Genomic DNA, 18,393 nt, shown 5'->3' with positions numbered 1-18,393 from the left:
TCGCGACAGTGGCGCACGAATGATCGAGAGGAGGGCGACCAATGGCGCGCTCCGTCTCGTCGGATGAGGTCACCGGCGACACAGCGTCGTTGGGCCTGCGGGAGCTGGGGAAGAGACGCCGTGCGGAGCGGATTCTCGACGGCGCCCTGGAATTGCTCCGGGAGGATCCCGACAAGGGCCTCACCGTCGAGCGCATCGCAGCGCGTGCGGCGGTGGCGCCGATGACCGTTTTCAACCTCATCGGCAACCGCGATCAACTGTGGAGCGCGCTTGCCGACCGAGCGCTCGCCGGCCTGGACGTTCAATCCATTACTGCCGATGAACCCCAGGAGCGCGCGCATCGAATCGTCGACGCGGTGGTGCGCATCCTGTGCGCCGACGGCCCGGTTTTCCGTGTGTTGCTGTCCGGGTGGAGCATGAGCGGGCGTGTCCTCGACCATGATCCGACCCATGCCCTCATCGGCTGCCTCGAGGATGCGGTCGAAGCCGGCTTCATCGGCCCCCAGGTGAACGTTCGCCGATATGGCGATGTCATCGCAGCGGGCCTGCTCGGCACCATCCACCAGTGGATTGCCGGTCTGCTCAGCGACGACGCCTTCAGGATCCGCGCACTGGCGGTGGTCGACACTGCGTTTGCGGCGGCACGGTACGAGACCGAGGCAGAGAGCCGAGGCTGAGCAGCCGTTCGGCTTTGGCCAGCGCCGGTTCGTCGCGGACATCGGCGACGCAGCCGTGGACCCTATCGGCGATTTCGTGGCCGCACGGCTGGGGAATCTGCGGATTCGTTGCGTGTGGCATCCCTCGACTTCGACCCGAAACCTGCTTATATTGAGATATAATATCTCTTTAATGGGGTGCTCGGTGCAGTCTTTCGCTGAAGTGATTGGAGGGCCCAAATGACTGACCTAATCGAAGGGCCAACGATCCATCAGATGGCAGCGAACCTGCCACCACGGCGGCGCGCCGTGCCTGCAGCCCGAGCGGCGCGCCGAGCGCAATTTACAGTCCGCGGCAAGCGAGATATTCGTGCTGGGGGGCTATCACACCGCGGGGATGGGCGAGATCGCGGACCACGCCGATATCAGCAAACCCGTTCTATACCAACACTTCTCGGGAAAGCCGGAACTGTATCCGGCGGTGCTGCGCAGCCACGCCGACGCGCTCGTGTCCTGGGGGACGTGGACCAGGTCGGGAAGCATGCGGGCATCGCTGATCACTGCCGCGATCTCCGATTCGTTACCGACCTTGCGGAACAACAGTATTCGGTCCGTCTTATCGAGGACCGCCACCCAGTGGTGTTCCTTGCCGACGTCGATCCCGACCCACGCTCGATCAGTCACGTCACCGCCCGTCCTTCAACCCCACCGTCAGTTCCTTGAAGCACTGACAAATTCGCAGATCTCAATCAACGGCTCTGGAAAGTCCAGGCGGGTCGAGCGGCCAATCCTTTCAAGTCCGCACGACAAGCAGCCGAGCAAACCACCCCCACCGCCACACTCAACCCACCCGGGTTGTAGCACAACGTACTTCTACGAACCTAAGGAACCGACCAATGACCACGACGGATACCCGCGCGCTCGTCTCCGATGGCGCGACGGACCTTGCCAGGCTGCTCGAAGGAAGGCGGAGCTGCCGCGGATTCCTGCCCGATCCGGTTTCCCGCGAAACCATCACCCGGGTGCTCGAGCTCGCTCGCAGGTCGCCGTCATGGTGCAATACCCAGCCCTGGCACGTGCTCGTCACCGAGGGTGAGGGCACCGAGAAGTTCCGCGCCGCGCTTTCGGCCCACGCCGCCTCCGCGGAGCTCACGCCAGACTTTCCGTTTCCGGCGCAATATGTCGGTGAGTATCGCGAGCGCAGGCGTGAATGCGGCTTTCAGCTGTACGAGAGTGTCGGGATCGCGAAAGGCGACCGGCAGGCTTCGGCGCAACAGGCCGCCAAGAACTTCGAGCTCTTCGGCGCGCCACATGCCGCGATCATCACCACCGAAGCGGATCTCGGCGTCTACGGCGCGGTCGACTGCGGCCTGTACGTGCAGACCTTCCTGTTGGCCGCGCAGGGTCTGGGCCTTGGCGCGATCCCGCAGGCTGCGCTGGCAGCCTACGCGCCGTTTATCCGCCAGCATTTCGGCCTACCCGACAACCGGTTGATCATCTGTGGCGTCTCGTTCGGCTGGCCTGATCACGACCATCCCGCCAATGGCTTCCGCACTCGGCGCGCGGCGGTCGAGGAGACCGTCACCTGGGTCGGCTGAACCGGCTCCGCCCGTATGTGCTCGATCATCACATGAATGCATTGGGGGCCTGGTTCAGATTTCCGGACCAGGCCCCAACGCCCTTCTCCGATCACTTACGAAACATCCTCGCCCCCAACATTATCCAGCACCCACGGCAACCTACCGCGGAAGCAACTCTGCTGCAGAACAACTAAATACAACTGTCGTGCCGGCCGGTCCGGCCTCCCCGATCGCGGTGGACGGCCCGAGGGGTGGTTCGATCGGAGTATGAGCGACGGTGGAGAAGCCAGGCGAGTTGTTTCCGCAGAGCGTGAGGTAGCCGCCGGGGCCGCACGGATATTCGAATTGATCGCCGATCCGGCGCAGCAGCCCCGCTGGGATGCGAACGACAATCTCGCACACGCGGAGCCCGGGCAGCGGGTGCGGTCGGTCGGTGACGTCTTCGAGATGACGCTCACCCATGGAGGGGTCCGGGAGAACCGGATCGTCGAATTCGAGGAGGCGCGCCGAATCGCCTGGCTGCCTTCGGAACGCGGTGCGCAGCCGCCCGGCCACCTGTGGCGGTGGGAGCTGGAGCCGCTGGGCGACAACCGGACCCGCGTGACCCACACCTACGACTGGACCGATCTGGCCGATGAGAAGCGACTGGCCCGGGCGCGCGCCACCACCTCGGAGAAGCTGCGCGGATCGGTGGATCGGCTGGCGGCGCTGGCCGAAGAGGAGTGATCGGCCGGCTGCGCGCCCGGGGTTCTCAGGAGGCCGCATCCTGGAGCTCGCGCACCGCGGCGGTGGTGTAACGGTAGTCGTCCAGCGGGAAATGCCGGTTCTCCCAATACATTTCCAACTGCGTCGAAGGCCGGAACGCCGCGCCGTCACCCTGATAGTTGATGTAGTAGGTGTTCGAGGTGATACAGCCCTGGGTGAACAGGTGGGTCCGCTTGGCCCGCCTGTCCATCCGCGCGAAGTACTCGTCGTGCGGTTGCTGCCGCACCTCCACCCGGGTCGCGCCGCGCCGACGAGCCTCCCCGATGACCCGGGCCGCATGCGCCGAGGTCGATTCGATCAGCGGAATATACGAACCGGGCGCATAAGCGTAGGGCCCGACGATCAGGAAGGCATTGGGGAACCTGGGCACCGAAACACCCTGATAGGCCTGGAAGCGGTGCTCGTCCCAGAACTCGCCCAGTTCGAGCCCGTCGCGACCGTAGATCGGATAGGGCGGCGTGTACCCCTTCTCCATCACCTTGAATCCGGTGGCACACAGCACCATATCGAATTCCCGCTCCCGCCCGTCGGCGCTGACGACGCCGGTCGGCGTGAAATGCTCGATGGCCTCGGTGACCAGATCGACATGCGGGAGGGTGAACGTCTTGAAATACGAGTTCGAGATCGACGGCCGCTTGCACCCGAACCGGTAGTCCGGCGTCAGCTTGCGGCGCAGCTCGGGATCGCGCACCTGACTGAAAAGAAAGGCCTTCATGGCGGTTTCGGCCGCCGTCATACCCATCGAGGTCAGCCGCGGATAGTTGGCGATGGCCAGCCCTGCCCCCAGCCCCGCGTTCACGCCCACATTGCCGAGAAAGCGCACCGTCCGCTGTAGCGGCGCGAAATTCAGCACCGCGTTCGCGACCGGCCCCATGGGGAAGTCGACCTTGGGCCCGATCCAGATGGCCCGCCGCTGATACACGGTCAGCTGCGCGACCTCCTTGGCCAGTTCGGGAATCACCTGCAGCGCCGTGGCTCCGGTGCCGATCACCGCCACCCGCTTACCCCGGTAGTCGTAGTCGTGATCCCACCGGGAACTGTGCATGATCTTGCCGGTGTAGTCGCCGATCCCCGGAATATCCGGATTGTGCGGCTGCTCCAGCCCGCCGACCGCGCCGATCACATAGCGTGATGTGATCTCCGTGCCGTCCTCGAGGGCGATCCGCCACAGATCCTGCTCCTCGTCGAAAACCCCGAGCACGACGCCCGATCCGAGCCGCAGCTTGCCGCGCAGCCCCTGCCGATCGACGACCTCCTCCGCGTATCGCTGCAATTCCGCGCCGGGCGCGAAGAATCGCGACCAGTGCGACCGCGGCTGAAACGAGAAGTTGTACACCGGCGACGGAATATCCACGGCCACACCGGGATAGGTATTGGCCAGCCAGGTGCCGCCGACCTTCGCCCACTTGTCGACCAGGACGAAGTTCTCGACTCCGATGCGGCGCAGTGCGACACCCGCGCCGATCCCGCCCAGGCCAGCGCCGACGATCACGACCTCATGGGTGGGCCGGGGCTGGGAACCATTGGTAGCGCTCATGACTGAGACCTCACGTCCTGGATGGATCGGATTCGAGAGCGACGCCGGACTCGGCCGCCGCGCGCGCCCGTGCGATGACCTCCGGAAGCTGTTGCCGCCGTAGCTTGCCCGCGGTCGTGCGCGGCAGTTCGGGCACGAACACGATGTCGCGCGGCACCTTGTAGCCGGCCAGCGTGGCCTTGATGTGCCGTTGCAGGGTGCGTGCCCCGGCCCGCGCCCCGGCCCGGAGCACCACGGCCGCCGCCAGCCGCTGCCCGAAATCGTCGTCGGGCACCCCGACGGCTCCGGCGTCGGCCACCGCCGGATGCGCCAGCAGTGCCTCCTCGACCTCCTGCGGGAAGACATTCTCGCCGCCGGAGACGATCATGTCGTCGGAGCGGCCGTCCACGAACAGCCTGCCCTCGGCATCGACATGCCCGAGGTCACCGGAGTCCATGTGCTGTCCGACCATCGTCTTGGTCCGGCCGTCGCTGTAGCCGGCGAACACGCTCGGGTTCTTGTTGACGATGCGGCCGGTGACACCGGCGGGCACCTCGCGGCCGTCGCCGTCGACGATGCGGATGTCCACGATCCCGGTCAGCGGCCGGCCCACGGTCCCGGGCGCGGCCCGCAGATCCGCGGGCGTGGCGAAGGTCCCCGCGCCGGTCTCGGTGGAGGCGTACGCGTTGAACAGCACCTCGCCGAACTCGTCCATGAAGGCGGTGGCCAGCCAGGCCGGCAGGGGAGCGGCGCCGCACACCACCATCCGCAGGCTCTCGAGGTGATGGCCGCGGCGGTCCGCCGCCGGAAGATCCATGATCCGCTTGATCATGGTCGGCACCAGGCAGGCGATCTGCACACCGTGCCGCTCGATATCGGTGAGCACGGTTTCGGCGTCGAACCGGTCGTGCACGATGGCGGTCGACCCGAGTAGGAACGCCGCGGCGAGCGCCAGGATCCCGTAGGTGTGATGCAGCGGCGGGGCGATCACCATGGGCCGTCCGAGCCGCGGAATCGTTTCGATCCGGGCCAGGTCGCCGAGCGCGAGCACCATGCGCGGGCTCAGCCGGGCCAGCGCGGACCGCGCGCCGAGTGTGCGGGGTACGCCCTTGGGCACTCCGGTGGTGCCGCCGGTGAGCAGAATGATCGAGCCTCCGCCCGCGGGTTCGCGCACCGGCGGCCCACCCGCGGCGACCAGGTCCGCGACGGTCGGCAAGCCGTCCGCGGCGCCTCGCACCACCACTCGCCGACCCCGATAGCCGGATTTGTCGATCGCGGTATGGAATTCGCCGTCGTACAGCAGCAATTCCACGCGTTCGCGGTCGAGCACCTCACCGATCTGCGGCCCGGCGAAGCCGTAGTTCAACGGCACCAGATCCGCCGAGAGCCGCGCCGCCGCATAGGCCGCGATCACGAATCCCCGATGATTGCGGCACAGCACCCCCACCCGCTGCCCGCGCCGCACATCCCAGCGCGCCCGCAGCGCCGCCGCCAGCCGCTGCACCTGCCGATCCAGCTCGGCCGCAGTGATCGAGCCCTCGTCGTCGATCATGGCGGGCCGATCCGGGAACCGCGCGGCGCACACCGACAGCGCCGTGGCCAGTCCGATCCCACCGCGTAATGCCCGGGCCAGCTGGGGAATCCGGGTGGGCGGCACCAGGTTCAGCGCGCCGCTGGCCGGAATCCGCCCGGCCACTGTCACCGCGTCGTCGAGCAGATCGGCGGCCCGCTCGACCCGCCCGATCGGCCCGGCCCAGTCGACCGGCCGATTGTTCCAGTTCCCGGCCTTCGCGTATGTGGTCAGCAGCCGTTGCGCCGCACGGGAATTGTCCAGTGCATAGGACAGGGGTGCGCTCGCCCGCTCCCACCACGGCCGGATCGCCAGCGGGCGGTCCACGATCGCCCGGCACACCATGCTCGCCGCCTCCTCGGTCGACATGCTCGGGGTGTAGCGATAGATCCGGTACGGACCCAGCATCTCCGAGCGCACCAGCTGCAGGTGAATAGTCGTGACGTCGATGCCGTCCGCCCGCAATTCCGGTGCGGCGCCGCGCATCCAGGAATTGAACGCGGACTTGGAGGCGATATAGGCCGTCCAGCCGACACCCGGGCCGTGCACACCGGCGGTACTGATATTGACGATGTGCCCCTGCCGGCGCGCCCGCATGGACGGCAGCAGGCTCAGCACCAGGCGCATGGGGCCGAGGAAGTTGATACGCGCGGTGTCGTCGAAATTGTCCCAGCGGTCCAGCGAATCCGACAGCCAGCGGCGGATCGATCGACCGGCATTGTTGACGAAGACATCCACGTGCCCGTGCTCGGCCAGCACACGCGTGATGAGTGCCGCGCAGGCCTCGGTATCGGAGAGGTCCGCCGGGTAGGGGTGGACGGTTCCCGGGAATTCCGCGGTCTCCGAACGTAATTCCGCCAGCAGGGACTCGCGACGGGCGACCGCGAGCACGGTCGCGCCATTGGCGGCCAGGCGGCGCGCGGTGGCCCGCCCGACGCCCGAGGACGCACCCGTCACCAGGATCACCCGGCCCGTCACGGCCGGTGCCAGGCGGCGGTCGCTGATGCCGTATCCGGTCGCGCCCAGTGCGATCCGGACCGATTTCGGCAGTTCCATCATGGCTCGACTTCCTTGTCGAACGGCGGGGTCAGGCGGGCAACCGCTCGAATTCGTAGTCGGCGAACGGGAAGTGACGATGCGCCCGCTGCGCCGAGAAGAATCCGGTGGGCCGGATATAGGTGCTGTCGCCCTGCGAATTGCGGTAGTAGGTGGGCACGTGCGCGTTCAATTCGGCCAGGTAGTAGCGCATGGCCGCGCCCTGCCGGTAGATGCGGCGGTGATAGGCGTCGTGCACATCCTGGCGGATGGCCACGAACGTCGCCTCGCGTCGCCGCGCCTCCGAAATGGCGCGCACCGCATGGTCGGCGGTCATCTCCACGAAGGCGTGCCAGCCGCTGCCGGTCCACGAATACGGGCCGACCAGCGTCCACCGATTGGGCAGTGCGGGCAGCGAGACGCTCTCGTAGGCCTGCAATCCCTGCTCGGTGAAATACTTTCCGAGATCGACACCGTCGCGGCCGACCACCATCCCGGGCGTGTAGGTCTCCGGGTCGGAGAACACGTGATAGCCGGTGGCCAGCACGATCATGTCGAATTCGTGCTCGACGCCGTCGGTGGTGCGGATACCGTGCGCGGTGAATCGTTCGATGGGCGTGGTCACCAGGTCGACATTGTCCCGGTTGAACGCCAGCAGATACCCGGTGTTCAAGGTCGGCCGCTTGGCGATCGGCCCGTAGTCCGGGGTGAGGCCCGCCCGAATCCCGGGATCGCGCACCAGGAGTCGCAGCAGACCGCGATAGCCGCGAATGGCGGTCGCGTCGAAGGCCCGCATGGCTGGCCGCACCACCGGCAGCGGTACGTTCGACATACCGCGCAGGGCGGCGTCGACCACCACCAGCACCGCGCCGTGCAGCGTCGCCTGCAGCCCGGGGACCTGCAGGGCCAGCTGCACCGCGCGCGGAATCCGCGGATTGGGTTTGGGCAGGCACCACACCGGCGTGCGCTGGAAGACGGCGAGGCTGCCCACCGCGTCCGCGATCGACGGCGTGATCTGCACCGAGCTCGCGCCGGTGCCGATGATCGCGACCCGCTTGCCGGTGAGGTCGTAGTCGTCGTTCCAGTCCGGGGGGCGCTGAATCGTGCCCTGGTACAGCGTCAATCCGGGAATTCCGGGATCGGTCTTCGGACTGATGAACGCGCCGACCGCGCTGATGACGAACCGTGCGGTCGTCACCTCGCCATTGTCAAGGTGCAGCGTCCAGCGGTGCCGGTCCTCGTCCCACTCCTCGCTGACCACGGTGGTCCCGAACCGGATGTGCGGATACAGCCCGAACCGCCGCGCCACCGCCATGTGATACCGCTTCACCTCCGCGCCGGAGGCGAACAGCCTGCTCCAGTTGGGGTTTCGCGCGAAAGAGTACTGGTAGGCCAGGGACGGGATATCGACTTCCAGCCCCGGGTAATGGTTTTCGTGCCAGCTACCGCCGACCTCGTCGGCCCGTTCCAGCAGGACGAAGTCGCACACCCCGGCCCGCTTCAGCTTGACCCCCGCGGCAATGCCGCCGGGCCCCGCGCCGATGACGGCGACCTCGTGGTCCGGAGCCGAAAGCTCAGGAGGGCGGATGTCTTTGGATGCAGTGGTCACGACGGGGACCTTCCGGACAGACTCCGGCGCTACGTTGCGCCTGTCACCCCAGGGTAGTTCTGTCTGGGACAGTGATCAAGACCTCGGGGTGACGGTGAGCCGGCAAGCCGGTCCGGTGCGGCTCACCCCGCCGCGAACCCGGTCGCCGCCGCGCCCGCCCGGCGCAGCCGCACGGCCTCGAGATCGGCCGGCTGCCCGCCGCGCGCCCGATGCCGGTCCATGACCGCGCTCAATTCCGGTGACCAGCGCAGGATCTCGGCGCGCATCGGCCCGGTCGTCCCGAGCTGCGCGACCAGCCCCAGCAGGGTGACCAGCCCGCGCTGGAACGGCATCAGATACGCGGGTATCCCGAGCTGGCGGTACACATTGTCCAGCCTGGGGCTCATGGCGTCGCGGGTGCGGCCGCGCAGCCACTCGGTATCGACCCGGGACGTCTCGTGCCGCAGCAGTTCGGTGAACGGCAGCAGCTTCTCGGCCAGCCCCGCGCTGTCCAGACCGCGCTGCTCGTCGGTGAACCCGTGGCTGCGCGTGGCCAGGTCCAGCTCGGCCGGCCCGCCATTGATGAGCGCGTCGGCCAGGTCGTGCACCAGCGCCGGGAACTGGGCCGGCGGCCACGGCGGGCAGGCCCCGAAGTCCACCACGCCCAGGCGGCCGTCGGGCAGCACCCGGAAATTGCCCGGATGCGGATCGCCGTAGAGCAGCCCCGAGCGCGGCGCGGACGACCAGAAGAACCGGACCGCCAGCATGCCCACCCGGTCGCGCTCCGCCTGCGTGCCCGTGGTGATCAAGCGGGACAGCGGAATTCCGTCCAGCCACTCGCTGACGATCACATCGCCGCACTGCGCCACCACCTGCGGCACCCGGAAATCCGGGTCCCCGGCGTAGGCTTCCGCGAAGCGGCGCTGGCTCTGTGCCTCGGCCGCGAAATCCAGTTCCATGCGCAGGCATTCGGCCAGCTCGTTCACCACCGCGCGACCGTCGGCATGCGGCGCGAAAACCGGTGTCAGCCAGGCCAATCCGCGCAGCCGCTGCAGATCGCTGTCCACCGCCGCGCGGGCGCCGGGGTACATGACCTTCACCGCCACCGCCCGGCCGTCGTGCCAGACCGCGCGATGCACCTGGCCGATGGTGGCCGAGGCGGCCCGGCGATCGTCGAACTCCCGGAAGTTGTCCCGCCAATCCGGGCCGAAGGACGCCGCCAGCACGGTGTGCACGGTGCGCGGCAGCATGGGCGGCGCGGCGTCCTGCAGCCGGGCCAGCGCGATCCGATAGGGCTCGGCCAGCTCCGGCGGCAGGGCCAGCTCGTAGATGCCCAGGACCTGGCCCAGTTTGGCGGCGCAGCCCTTCAATTCGCCCAGCACTTCTGCCATGTGCTCGGCGGTGCGCAGCTGGATCTCCCGATCGATCTCACCCGCCGGCCGGCCCAGTGCCCGTTTGCCGGCCCCGGCCGCCTGCCGCCCGGCGTAGGCCAGCGGCACCGCGGCCAGTTTCGCGGTGCGAATCACTGTGCGGGCAGGCGGATTCCCGCCGATGTCCGCATCCCCCCGTCGCGCACCGCTTCGCCGCAAACTCATCGATCAACCAACCCCTAGCGCGCGTTTCGATCGAATGCGCATCAGGGAGTCTGCCACGAAGTGAAACTATGCGGTACGAAAATCTGTACGCCCCGGAACCGCGTCCTGAATGGTGGGATGCGCGAAGGGAATCCGCTGGTGACGGGTCAGGGCCGGGCGGTGACCAGGGCCAGATCGGTGAGCCGGTGTGCGCGGGCGACCTCGGCGGGCGTGAACGGCTCCCCGGTACGCAGGAAGGTCATGGCCGCGAGATCGTCGTGCGGGCCGATCTCGAGCAGGGTGCTGCCGGGCACGCGGCCCGGGTCCGGATCCGGAACGTATTGCGCGCCCAGCAGTTCGGCGATCACCAGCGGCAGTTCCGCGGGGTCGGCGGCCACCCGCGCGGCCAGTCCCAGTGCGCGCGTCTGGCCGTCGACCAGGGTGAGCGCCGACGCGGGCCAGATGCCGGCGGCGACCCCGCCTGCGCGGGCGATGGCCTGGGTCAGCCGCTGCGGGCCGATCTCGGCCGGTGTGGAGACCACCAGCTCGTCGAGCACGCCGTTCTCCAGGTGATGCACGTGCACGGCCAGGATGTTGGCCCGCCGGTCGGCGAGCTGCTTGGCCAGCAGTTCCAGCCGCCCGGGCTCGTTGTCCAGGTGCACCCGGATGCGCCAGAGCCGCTCGGCGCTGTCGAGGCGGCGGCGGTGGCGCAGTTCCGGGGCGTGCAGCCAGCGGCCGAGATAGCGCATGGCGCCGGGTTCGACCACCCAGATGACGAGGATGGTGGCGGCGACGGCGAGCACGGAAACCGTTGCCAGATAGGGCAGTTCGAGGTGGACGACCAGGGCGTGCAGGGCGAGCTCGACCGGGAAGACCGCAGCGAGTTTGGCCAGCGCCATGCGGGTTCGTTTCGGATGGGGCAGACGACCGCAGACTTCGCAGGCCAGCGTATGAATCTCGGTTTGCCTCATGTTCACCACAGTGCTGGAAGCAGGTTTCCCCGACTGTGGTGCGGTGTAAAGAAGGGGTGACGGAACCCGGCAAACCTCTTGCGGCAATTGGTCATTCGGTGAAGCGGGACACAGTCGCGCCGGAGCTGTGCCCCGGCACACATTGATTGCCCCTATTTGGGCGGTAGCGACTTGGCGAAGTCGACCCCGCGCCGCACCCACTCGTCGAGCACATCGTCGTCGGCGACGGTCGCGGTGGTGACGCGCAGCCACCCGTGCATCTTCTTCCCGCCCATCTCCATCGGCTCGACCGACCCCGCCCGCAGCAGCGCCGCGGAGGTGTCCGGATCGGTGCGCACCATCAGCCCGCCCTTGCCGCTGGCCGCGACGGCCATATTGCCGCCCACCAGAAACGCCAGGCCGCCGAACATCTTCTTCTCGACCACATTGACCAGTTCGGGCCCGAGCGCGTCCCGAATCCGGTCGGCCAGCTCCTCGTCGTATGCCATACCCGGCATTGTGACCCACCCGACCGACAGTTCTGGGTCGCGGCGCGCTCGGAGCCCGGCCGGCCGCGGACCGGAGAGACCATTCCGGCAGGTGTCGGCACGTCCCCGGTGAGGTACACCTGATTCGTGGAAGCCCCGCCGACAGTGGGTGTCGAAGAGGAGTTCCTCCTCGTGGATCCGCGCAGTGGCGCGCCGGTCGGCAGAAATGCCGACGTCGCCCGGACCGCCGCGGATTTCGGCATGGACCTGCAATTGGAAATCATGCGGTGCCAGGTGGAGACCAGCACCCGCGTGCACACGAATACCGGTGAGCTGCTTCGGGAACTGCGGGAATTGCGGCGCGGCGCCGCGGCGTGCGCGGAGAAGAACGACGCGCTGCTGCTCGCCGTGGCGGTACCGCCGACCATTCCCGACGAACTCGCCATCACCGCCACCCCGCGCTACAGCCGGATCGCCGCGAGCTTCGGCCGGCTGGCCCACGAACAGGGCCTGTGCGGCTGTCACGTGCACGTCGCGGTGCCGGACCGGGCCGCCGCGCTGCAGGTGAGCAACTTCCTGCGGCCCTGGCTGCCCCTGCTGCTGGCGCTGACCGCCAACTCGGCGATCTACCGCGGCGCCGAAACCGGCTACCACAGCTGGCGCCACATCCTGTGGCGGCGCTGGCCCAGCGCCGGGCCGCCGCCGCACTTCGGCTCGGTCGCCGAGTTCGAGGGGGCCGTGGAGTCCATGCTGTCGCTGGGGGTCATCCTGGATCGCAAGATGGTCTACTGGGATGTGCGGCCCTCCAGCACCTTTCCGACGGTGGAGGTGCGGGTCAGCGATGTGCCCGCCACCGTGGAGGAGTCGGCGCTGCTGGCCAGCCTGGTGCGCGCCTGCGCAATGACTGCCCGCGCAACCGATTCCGTGCCCGTCGTCGCGGAAGACACACTGCGCGCGGCATATTGGAAGGCGGCGCACGAGGGCATCGACGGGACCGCCATCGATCCGCTCGACGGGCGCACGGTCCCGGTGGAGGACCTGCTGACCCGGCTCATCGACCGCATCCGGCCGGCCCTGGACCAGCTGGACGACCTCGCCTTCGTCACCGACACCGTGGCCGCGCTGCTGGCGCGCGGCAACGGGGCGCGGCGTCAGCTCAATGCCTTCCGAACCCGCGGCCGGCTCTCGGACGTGGTGGGTGAACTGGCCGAGGCCACGCTCTATACGTGCCGATAATCCCCGGTGTCAGGGCATCGGCTGGTCGTCGACGATCATGTCGTAGTTGACCTTCGAGCCCTCCACGTTCGTGGTCTTGGCGGTGACACCCCAGCGGGTGCCGTCGGATTCGGTCACGACGCATCGGATGGTCGAGCCGGTGGCACCGCGCAGCAGACCGTTGCAGGTGGAGGACTGCGGGGCGGCGCCCACCTTCGACTGATAGAAGTTCGAGACGCTGGAAGCCACCTCATCCGGCGCCACGAAGGCGTCGGTCAGGGTCAGGTCGTAGTAGACGTCCTTGCCGTCGACCTTGGTGACCTTCGCATTGATCGCCCAGGTCTGCCCGTCGGCGGAGGTGGCGGTGCAGGTCTGGGTGGCGTCCACCTTGGCGGGCAGATTGCCGTCGCAGGTCACGGTTTTCGCGTCCTCGTGCGACTTGTCCTTGTAGAAGCTGGTGACCTTCGTCCGCACGTCACTGTTGCTCACCGAGTCCGCACCCGATGACGAGCACCCCACGGCGAGAAGCGGCACGAACGTCAAGGCCAGAGCGGCTGTCAGTTTTCTCATGGACAACTTTAGGCGCGGGTTTACCGGGAAAATCTTGAAAATGAGCTTGCGAAACCGGCGAATCCGGCGTGTCCGGGGCTGGCGCGCCGCAGTGCGGGGCGGATTAGGGAACTTGACAGAGGACCGGTCCGGCGACCTGCGCTGGACCGGTCCTGCTGCGGCGATGGGTCAGTTCACGCGGGCGCGCCACTCCTCGAGCTGTGGGGATTCCGCGCCGATGGTGGTGGATTCGCCGTGCCCGGTGTGCACCAGGGTCTCCGGCGGCAGGGTGAGCAGGCGGTCGGCGATCGACTCGACGATGGTGCCGAAGTCCGAGTAGGACCGCCCGGTCGCCCCCGGCCCGCCGTGGAACAGGGTGTCGCCGGTGAACACCACGCCCAGGTCGGGGGAGTGGAAGCAGACCGCGCCCGGGGCGTGCCCGGGGGTGTGCAGCACGTGCAGTTCGGTCCCGCCGACCTCGATCACCTGCTCGTCGGACAGCTCGCCGTCGGGGCTGGTCTCCGGATGCGTGTGCTGCCACAGCACCAGGTCGTCGGGATGCATGAGCACGGGAGCGCCCGTGGCCCTGGACAATTCGGGCGCGACGCGAATGTGGTCGTCGTGCGCGTGGGTGACCAGGATGGCCTTGACCTTGCGGGTGCCGATGACATCCAGGATCGCCTCGACATTGTGGGGCGCGTCGATGACGACGCACTCCAGGTCGTCGCCCACCACCCAGACATTGTTGTCGACGTCGAAGGTCTCGTTGTCGAGGCTGAAGGTGCCGATGGTGACGGCGTGGTCGATGTGCGCCATCAGAGCACCACCACCGAGCGCAGTACGTCGCCGTGATGCATCTTGGTGAAGGCGGCTTCGATATCGGTCAGTGAAATAGTCTCCGTCACAAAGGCATCCAGGTCCAGGCGGCCCTGTTTGTAGAGTTCGACGAGGTAGGGGAAGTCGCGTGAGGGCAGGCAGTCGCCGTACCACGAGGACTTCAACGATCCACCGCGGGAGAAGAAATCGATGAGCGGCATCTCGAGGGTCATGTCCGGTGTCGGCACGCCCACCAGCACCACGGTGCCCGCCAGATCGCGTGCGTAGAACGCCTGTTTCCAGGTTTCCGGGCGGCCCACCGCATCGATCACCACGTCGGCGCCGAAGCCATCGGTGAGTTCCTGAACCCGTTCCACCGCATCCTCTTTGGCGGCATTGACGGTGTGGGTGGCCCCGAATCCGGTGGCCCACTCCAGCTTCCGCTCGTCGATGTCGACCGCGATCACGGTGGTCGCGCCCGCCAGCTTCGCGCCCGCGATGGCCGCGTTGCCGACCCCGCCGCAGCCGATGACCGCGACCGAGTCACCGCGGCCGACCCCGCCGGTATTGATGGCCGCGCCCAGCCCGGCCATGACACCGCAGCCCAGCAGCCCGACCGCGGCGGGGGACACGCTCGGGTCGACCTTGGTGCACTGCCCGGCGTGGACCAGGGTCTTCTCGGCGAAGGCGCCGATGCCCAGTGCGGGGGTGAGCGGGGTCCCGTCGGTGAGTGTCATGGGCTGGGAGGCGTTGAAGGTCGAGAAGCAGTACCAGGGCTTGCCCTTGCGGCAGGCGCGACACGAGCCGCACACCGCCCGCCAGTTCAGGATGACGAAATCCCCGGGCTGCACATCGGTGACGCCCTCGCCCACCGATTCGACGATGCCGGCGGCCTCGTGCCCGAGCAGGAACGGGAATTCGTCGTTGATGCCGCCCTCGCGGTAGTGCAGGTCGGTGTGGCACACCCCGCAGGCCTGCACCCGCACCACGGCCTCACCCGGACCCGGGTCCGGGATGACGATGTCGGTGACTTCCACCGGGGTGTTCTTCGAGCGTGCAATGACGCCGCGCACAGTTTGGGACAACGAAATTCCTTCCTGGCTAACCGCAATGCCTTCGACTATCGCATCCGACCCCGCCCACGTCATCTATTACCCCGGGTGACGGAAAATGAATCTCCTTGTGGCCGATCGCAACCTGTGGCCTTTCACAACAGGGATTCCGCGGCGGCTTCGGCGATCGTAGCGGCCACGAGGGTCAGTGCCGGGGAATCGAGCCGCCATTGCTGCCAGTAGAGCGGGACATCTACGAATACCTTCTCATCCAGCGGAATCAGCTCGTCCTCGGGGCGGATCATGAGGTCGGGGATCATCCCCCAGCCCATACCGGCGCATACCGCGTCATTGAATCCGGCCGAGGACGGGATGTAATGCCGGGGCGGATCCACGGGCTTGCGGGTGTAATGGCGCATGAGCCGGAACTGCAGATCGTCCTTGCGGTCGAACAGCACCACAGGAGCGTGTGCGAACGATTTCGCATTCGCGCCGTCGGGAAACCAGGTGCGGGCGAAGGCGGGCTGCGCCATGGGCCGATAGCGCATGGCTCCCAGCCGCCGCACCGTGCAGCCCTGCACCGGCGCAGCGGTGGAGGTGATGGCCGCCATGACGGTGCCGTCGCGCAGCAGGCGGGTGGTGTGTTCCTCGTCCTCGCGATGGATGTCGAACGACACCCCGGCGGCGGCGCGGCCGAGCGCCGGAATGACCCAGGTCTGCAGCGAATCGGCATTGACGGCAATGGGAATGACCACCCGGGCGGCGCCGGGCTGGTGCACGTCGCCGAGTTCGCGCGCGGTATCGCCGGTCAGCAGCTGGATCTGGCGGGCCAGCCGCAGCACCGTCAGCCCGGATTCGGTGGGCTGCACCGGTTTGGTGCGCTGCACCAGGATGCGGCCCGCGGCGTCCTCCAGCGCCTTGATGCGCTGGCTGATTGCCGACGGTGTCACGCTGAGCCTGCGGGCGGCGGCGTCGAAGGTGCCCTCGCTGATGACGGCGTCGAGCGCGCGCAGTTGGTCGAGCTGCAGATCCATAGTAAGAAATCGTAATGGCGCCTCAGAATCTTTAGCTGGCCTGGTGCTGGACGCCTGCCCTACTTTCGAGCGTGTGAACGCATCATCGGCGGCCCTGGCGGCCATCTCGGGACTCGGATTCGGCCTGTCGCTCATCGTGGCGATCGGCGCGCAGAACGCCTTCGTGCTGCGTCAGGGGATCCGGCGCGAGCATGTCCTGCCGGTGGTCGCGGTGTGCATCGGCTCCGACGTGATCCTCATGACCCTGGGTGTCGCGGGCTTCGGGGCGATCGTGAACTCGGCCCCGATGATCATGACCATTGCCAGGTACGCGGGGGCGGCCTTCCTGCTCGGCTACGCCGCCCTCGCCGCCAAGCGCGCGTTCTCCGCCTCGGCCCTGTCCGCGGGCGGCGGCGCGCCCATCGCGCTGGGCGCGGCCGTGGCCACCTGCCTGGCTGTCACCTGGCTCAACCCGCACGCCTATCTGGACACGGTTGTGCTGCTGGGATCCTTCGCCAATACCTATGCCACCCCAGATCGCTGGTTTCTTACCGCGGGAGCCATTGCGGGCAGTCTGATCTGGTTCGTCTCGCTCGGTTTCGGCGCACGGCTGCTGGCCCCGGTCTTCGCGAAGCCGCGCGCGTGGCGGGTGCTGGATTCGGTGATCGCCCTCGTCATGACGGGTCTCGCTGTCGGTTTGCTGGTGAGCTGACACCCTGACCGACGACGGCGGTCACAGTAGGAACTGTCACGCGCCGACGTCGGCCGGTGTCTCATGGGGCATGCAGCAAGAACAGAACAAGGCGACCTTCAAACTCCTGCACGACGTGGTGGGTACCGGTGACACCGAACTGATCTCGAAGACCATCCACGAGATCACCCAGCCGGACGCCATTCTCAATGTTCCGTTCCCGGTGGACCATCCGGGCGCGGCGGGGCTCGAGCAGATCATGCGCGCCTTCGTGACCGGCTATCCCGACATCAAGCTGGACGTCGTGGACATGATCGCCGAGGGCGACAAGGTGGTCGGCCGGACCGTCGTCACCGGCACCAACGACGGCGCGTTCCTGGGCCGCCCGGCGACCGGGAAAGCCGTGCGGTACAACGAGATCTTCATCATGCGTTTCACCGACGGCCGGATCGCCGAGGTGTGGGGCGTGGCCGACACCCTCACCCAGCTGATCCAGCTGGGTGTCGTCACCCTGTAGGAAATCGGTCTCAGGACACGGGTTTCCACGCGCCGACGTAGTTGCCGTTGTTGTTTCCGTTGGTGGGCAGGCAGGTGACCGCCCGGCCGCTGGAGGACTTGGCCACCACGTCCTTCTTGAGATTGCAGATCGTTCCGGGCTCGTGCGTTCCGCTGGTCACGGGGCCCGGGCTGTCCCACACATAGGTCGGCGTGGTCGATCCCGCGCGGCGGGAGCACAGCAGCTGGGTGCCGTTCGGGGCGTAGCCGAAGGTCCCGGCCTCGGTCGCGTTGCACGGGAATCCGAGCGAGGGCGTGCTGACCGACAGCCAGCGGAGCGTGCCGTCTCCGGCCGCGGTGCAGGTCAGGACCGAGCCGTCGCCGGCGACAGCGGTCTGGCCGGCCTGGGTGCAGGTCCCGCTGACCGCGGCCGCGCTGGTCGTCGTGGCGGTCGTGGTTGTGGTGGTCGTCGTGGCAGTGGCCGTGTCGGGCGCCGTGGTCACCTCGGCCGCCTGCGCGGTCGTGGTGGGTGACGCGGATGTGGTGGTCGTGAGCACGATTCGCGTCGGCGTGGGGCCCTTCGTGGCGTTCGGGGCCGCGTCCCAGCTGCCGTGGCCGGACAGGAGCAGGCCGCCGATGGCCAGCAACGCTACGACGATCGTGGCCGTGAGACCGATGATCACGTACCGGCTGGCCTGCGAATTCCGCGGCCGGCCGCCTCCGGGCCCGGCCTGCCGTCCGTCGTGGTCGTCGCGCACCGCGTCGAACACGACGGTGTCCTGCGTCCACAGCTCGTCCTGCGGATGATAGCCCGGTGGTATCGAATTGCCGCTCATTCCA

17 protein-coding genes and 1 pseudogene are annotated in these 18,393 nt (G+C 67.9%); 7 read left to right on the top strand and 11 right to left on the bottom strand.

Features of this window, described 5'->3' with window-relative positions; all coding sequences use genetic code 11:
- Nucleotides 1-41 precede the first annotated feature (41 nt).
- The 4 genes and pseudogenes from ACFXN1_RS19965 to ACFXN1_RS19950 all read left to right on the top strand — a co-directional run bounded on the left by ACFXN1_RS19965 (nt 42) and on the right by ACFXN1_RS19950 (nt 2,962).
- The gene (locus ACFXN1_RS19965; RefSeq protein WP_379439611.1) at nt 42-677 is read left to right on the top strand and encodes a TetR/AcrR family transcriptional regulator; all 636 of its coding nucleotides are present in this window, start codon (nt 42-44) and stop codon (nt 675-677) included.
- A gap of 250 nt (nt 678-927) precedes the next feature.
- A pseudogene (locus ACFXN1_RS19960) lies at nt 928-1,170 on the top strand (TetR/AcrR family transcriptional regulator); the annotation flags it as partial.
- 382 nt (nt 1,171-1,552) lie between these two features.
- The gene (locus tag ACFXN1_RS19955) at nt 1,553-2,254 is read left to right on the top strand and encodes a nitroreductase (protein WP_379439613.1); all 702 of its coding nucleotides are present in this window, start codon (nt 1,553-1,555) and stop codon (nt 2,252-2,254) included.
- Between the two features lie 249 nt (nt 2,255-2,503).
- A complete protein-coding gene (locus tag ACFXN1_RS19950; RefSeq protein WP_379439614.1) occupies nt 2,504-2,962 on the top strand; it encodes an SRPBCC family protein in 459 nt (152 codons plus the stop codon).
- A 25-nt stretch (nt 2,963-2,987) separates the two neighbouring features.
- On the opposite strand, the gene ACFXN1_RS19945 is transcribed toward ACFXN1_RS19950, so the two are convergent.
- The 6 genes from ACFXN1_RS19945 to ACFXN1_RS19920 all read right to left on the bottom strand — a co-directional run bounded on the left by ACFXN1_RS19945 (nt 2,988) and on the right by ACFXN1_RS19920 (nt 11,743).
- The gene (locus ACFXN1_RS19945; protein WP_379439615.1) at nt 2,988-4,538 is read right to left on the bottom strand and encodes a flavin-containing monooxygenase; all 1,551 of its coding nucleotides are present in this window, start codon (nt 4,536-4,538) and stop codon (nt 2,988-2,990) included.
- Between the two features lie 10 nt (nt 4,539-4,548).
- The gene (locus ACFXN1_RS19940; RefSeq protein WP_379439616.1) at nt 4,549-7,146 is read right to left on the bottom strand and encodes an SDR family NAD(P)-dependent oxidoreductase; all 2,598 of its coding nucleotides are present in this window, start codon (nt 7,144-7,146) and stop codon (nt 4,549-4,551) included.
- A 28-nt stretch (nt 7,147-7,174) separates the two neighbouring features.
- Entirely contained in the window at nt 7,175-8,731 is a 1,557-nt protein-coding gene (locus ACFXN1_RS19935; RefSeq protein ID WP_379439617.1) for a flavin-containing monooxygenase, read from the bottom strand.
- A 122-nt stretch (nt 8,732-8,853) separates the two neighbouring features.
- Nucleotides 8,854-10,305, bottom strand: a complete 1,452-nt coding sequence (locus ACFXN1_RS19930; RefSeq protein ID WP_379439618.1) for an ABC1 kinase family protein — start codon at nt 10,303-10,305, stop codon at nt 8,854-8,856.
- A gap of 146 nt (nt 10,306-10,451) precedes the next feature.
- Nucleotides 10,452-11,255, bottom strand: coding sequence for an amino acid-binding protein (locus tag ACFXN1_RS19925; RefSeq protein WP_379401347.1), 804 nt, complete (start codon nt 11,253-11,255; stop codon nt 10,452-10,454).
- A 152-nt stretch (nt 11,256-11,407) separates the two neighbouring features.
- Nucleotides 11,408-11,743 carry a TfoX/Sxy family protein gene (locus ACFXN1_RS19920; protein WP_379401348.1) on the bottom strand — a complete coding sequence of 112 codons (336 nt, stop codon included), beginning with the start codon at nt 11,741-11,743 and terminating at the stop codon, nt 11,408-11,410.
- A 126-nt stretch (nt 11,744-11,869) separates the two neighbouring features.
- Between ACFXN1_RS19920 and ACFXN1_RS19915 the strand changes: the two genes are divergently transcribed.
- Nucleotides 11,870-12,958, top strand: a complete 1,089-nt coding sequence (locus ACFXN1_RS19915; protein WP_379439619.1) for a glutamate--cysteine ligase — start codon at nt 11,870-11,872, stop codon at nt 12,956-12,958.
- Between the two features lie 9 nt (nt 12,959-12,967).
- On the opposite strand, the gene ACFXN1_RS19910 is transcribed toward ACFXN1_RS19915, so the two are convergent.
- The 4 genes from ACFXN1_RS19910 to ACFXN1_RS19895 all read right to left on the bottom strand — a co-directional run bounded on the left by ACFXN1_RS19910 (nt 12,968) and on the right by ACFXN1_RS19895 (nt 16,388).
- Complete coding sequence (locus ACFXN1_RS19910; RefSeq protein ID WP_379439620.1) at nt 12,968-13,507, bottom strand: DUF4333 domain-containing protein; 540 nt, start codon at nt 13,505-13,507, stop codon at nt 12,968-12,970.
- 168 nt (nt 13,508-13,675) lie between these two features.
- Nucleotides 13,676-14,302: an MBL fold metallo-hydrolase gene (locus tag ACFXN1_RS19905; protein WP_379439621.1), complete on the bottom strand. Its 627-nt coding sequence runs from the start codon at nt 14,300-14,302 to the stop codon at nt 13,676-13,678.
- A complete protein-coding gene (locus ACFXN1_RS19900; protein ID WP_379439622.1) occupies nt 14,302-15,387 on the bottom strand; it encodes an S-(hydroxymethyl)mycothiol dehydrogenase in 1,086 nt (361 codons plus the stop codon). Before ACFXN1_RS19900 ends, ACFXN1_RS19905 begins: the two co-directional genes overlap by 1 nt.
- Before the next feature lie 122 nt (nt 15,388-15,509).
- Nucleotides 15,510-16,388, bottom strand: a complete 879-nt coding sequence (locus ACFXN1_RS19895; RefSeq protein WP_364616843.1) for a LysR family transcriptional regulator ArgP — start codon at nt 16,386-16,388, stop codon at nt 15,510-15,512.
- A gap of 73 nt (nt 16,389-16,461) precedes the next feature.
- Here ACFXN1_RS19895 and ACFXN1_RS19890 point away from each other — a divergent pair, with 73 nt between their 5' ends.
- Complete coding sequence (locus ACFXN1_RS19890; protein ID WP_364616841.1) at nt 16,462-17,079, top strand: LysE/ArgO family amino acid transporter; 618 nt, start codon at nt 16,462-16,464, stop codon at nt 17,077-17,079.
- Between the two features lie 70 nt (nt 17,080-17,149).
- A complete protein-coding gene (locus ACFXN1_RS19885; protein WP_379439623.1) occupies nt 17,150-17,575 on the top strand; it encodes an ester cyclase in 426 nt (141 codons plus the stop codon).
- 10 nt (nt 17,576-17,585) lie between these two features.
- Here the strand turns inward: ACFXN1_RS19885 and ACFXN1_RS19880 are convergent, their stop codons facing one another.
- Nucleotides 17,586-18,389, bottom strand: coding sequence for a hypothetical protein (locus tag ACFXN1_RS19880; RefSeq protein ID WP_379439624.1), 804 nt, complete (start codon nt 18,387-18,389; stop codon nt 17,586-17,588).
- Nucleotides 18,390-18,393 lie beyond the last annotated feature (4 nt).

Origin of the sequence: Nocardia sp. NPDC059154 (assembly GCF_042755705.1) — a bacterium.
In the GTDB taxonomy this organism is placed as follows: Bacteria; Actinomycetota; Actinomycetes; order Mycobacteriales; family Mycobacteriaceae; genus Nocardia.
This window is presented reverse-complemented; position numbering and strand designations above follow the sequence as displayed.

Excerpts from the sequence above, each read along its gene's own strand:
- ACFXN1_RS19965 (WP_379439611.1), top strand. The coding sequence starts at position 42 with ATGGCGCGCTCCGTCTCGTCGGATGAGGTCACCGGCGACACAGCGTCG.
- ACFXN1_RS19955 (WP_379439613.1), top strand. The coding sequence starts at position 1,553 with ATGACCACGACGGATACCCGCGCGCTCGTCTCCGATGGCGCGACGGAC.
- ACFXN1_RS19950 (WP_379439614.1), top strand. The coding sequence starts at position 2,504 with ATGAGCGACGGTGGAGAAGCCAGGCGAGTTGTTTCCGCAGAGCGTGAG.
- ACFXN1_RS19945 (WP_379439615.1), bottom strand. The coding sequence starts at position 4,538 with ATGAGCGCTACCAATGGTTCCCAGCCCCGGCCCACCCATGAGGTCGTG.
- ACFXN1_RS19940 (WP_379439616.1), bottom strand. The coding sequence starts at position 7,146 with ATGATGGAACTGCCGAAATCGGTCCGGATCGCACTGGGCGCGACCGGA.
- ACFXN1_RS19930 (WP_379439618.1), bottom strand. The coding sequence starts at position 10,305 with ATGAGTTTGCGGCGAAGCGGTGCGCGACGGGGGGATGCGGACATCGGC.
- ACFXN1_RS19925 (WP_379401347.1), bottom strand. The coding sequence starts at position 11,255 with ATGAGGCAAACCGAGATTCATACGCTGGCCTGCGAAGTCTGCGGTCGT.
- ACFXN1_RS19920 (WP_379401348.1), bottom strand. The coding sequence starts at position 11,743 with ATGGCATACGACGAGGAGCTGGCCGACCGGATTCGGGACGCGCTCGGG.
- ACFXN1_RS19910 (WP_379439620.1), bottom strand. The coding sequence starts at position 13,507 with ATGAGAAAACTGACAGCCGCTCTGGCCTTGACGTTCGTGCCGCTTCTC.
- ACFXN1_RS19905 (WP_379439621.1), bottom strand. The coding sequence starts at position 14,302 with ATGGCGCACATCGACCACGCCGTCACCATCGGCACCTTCAGCCTCGAC.
- ACFXN1_RS19895 (WP_364616843.1), bottom strand. The coding sequence starts at position 16,388 with ATGGATCTGCAGCTCGACCAACTGCGCGCGCTCGACGCCGTCATCAGC.
- ACFXN1_RS19885 (WP_379439623.1), top strand. The coding sequence starts at position 17,150 with ATGCAGCAAGAACAGAACAAGGCGACCTTCAAACTCCTGCACGACGTG.
- ACFXN1_RS19880 (WP_379439624.1), bottom strand. The coding sequence starts at position 18,389 with ATGAGCGGCAATTCGATACCACCGGGCTATCATCCGCAGGACGAGCTG.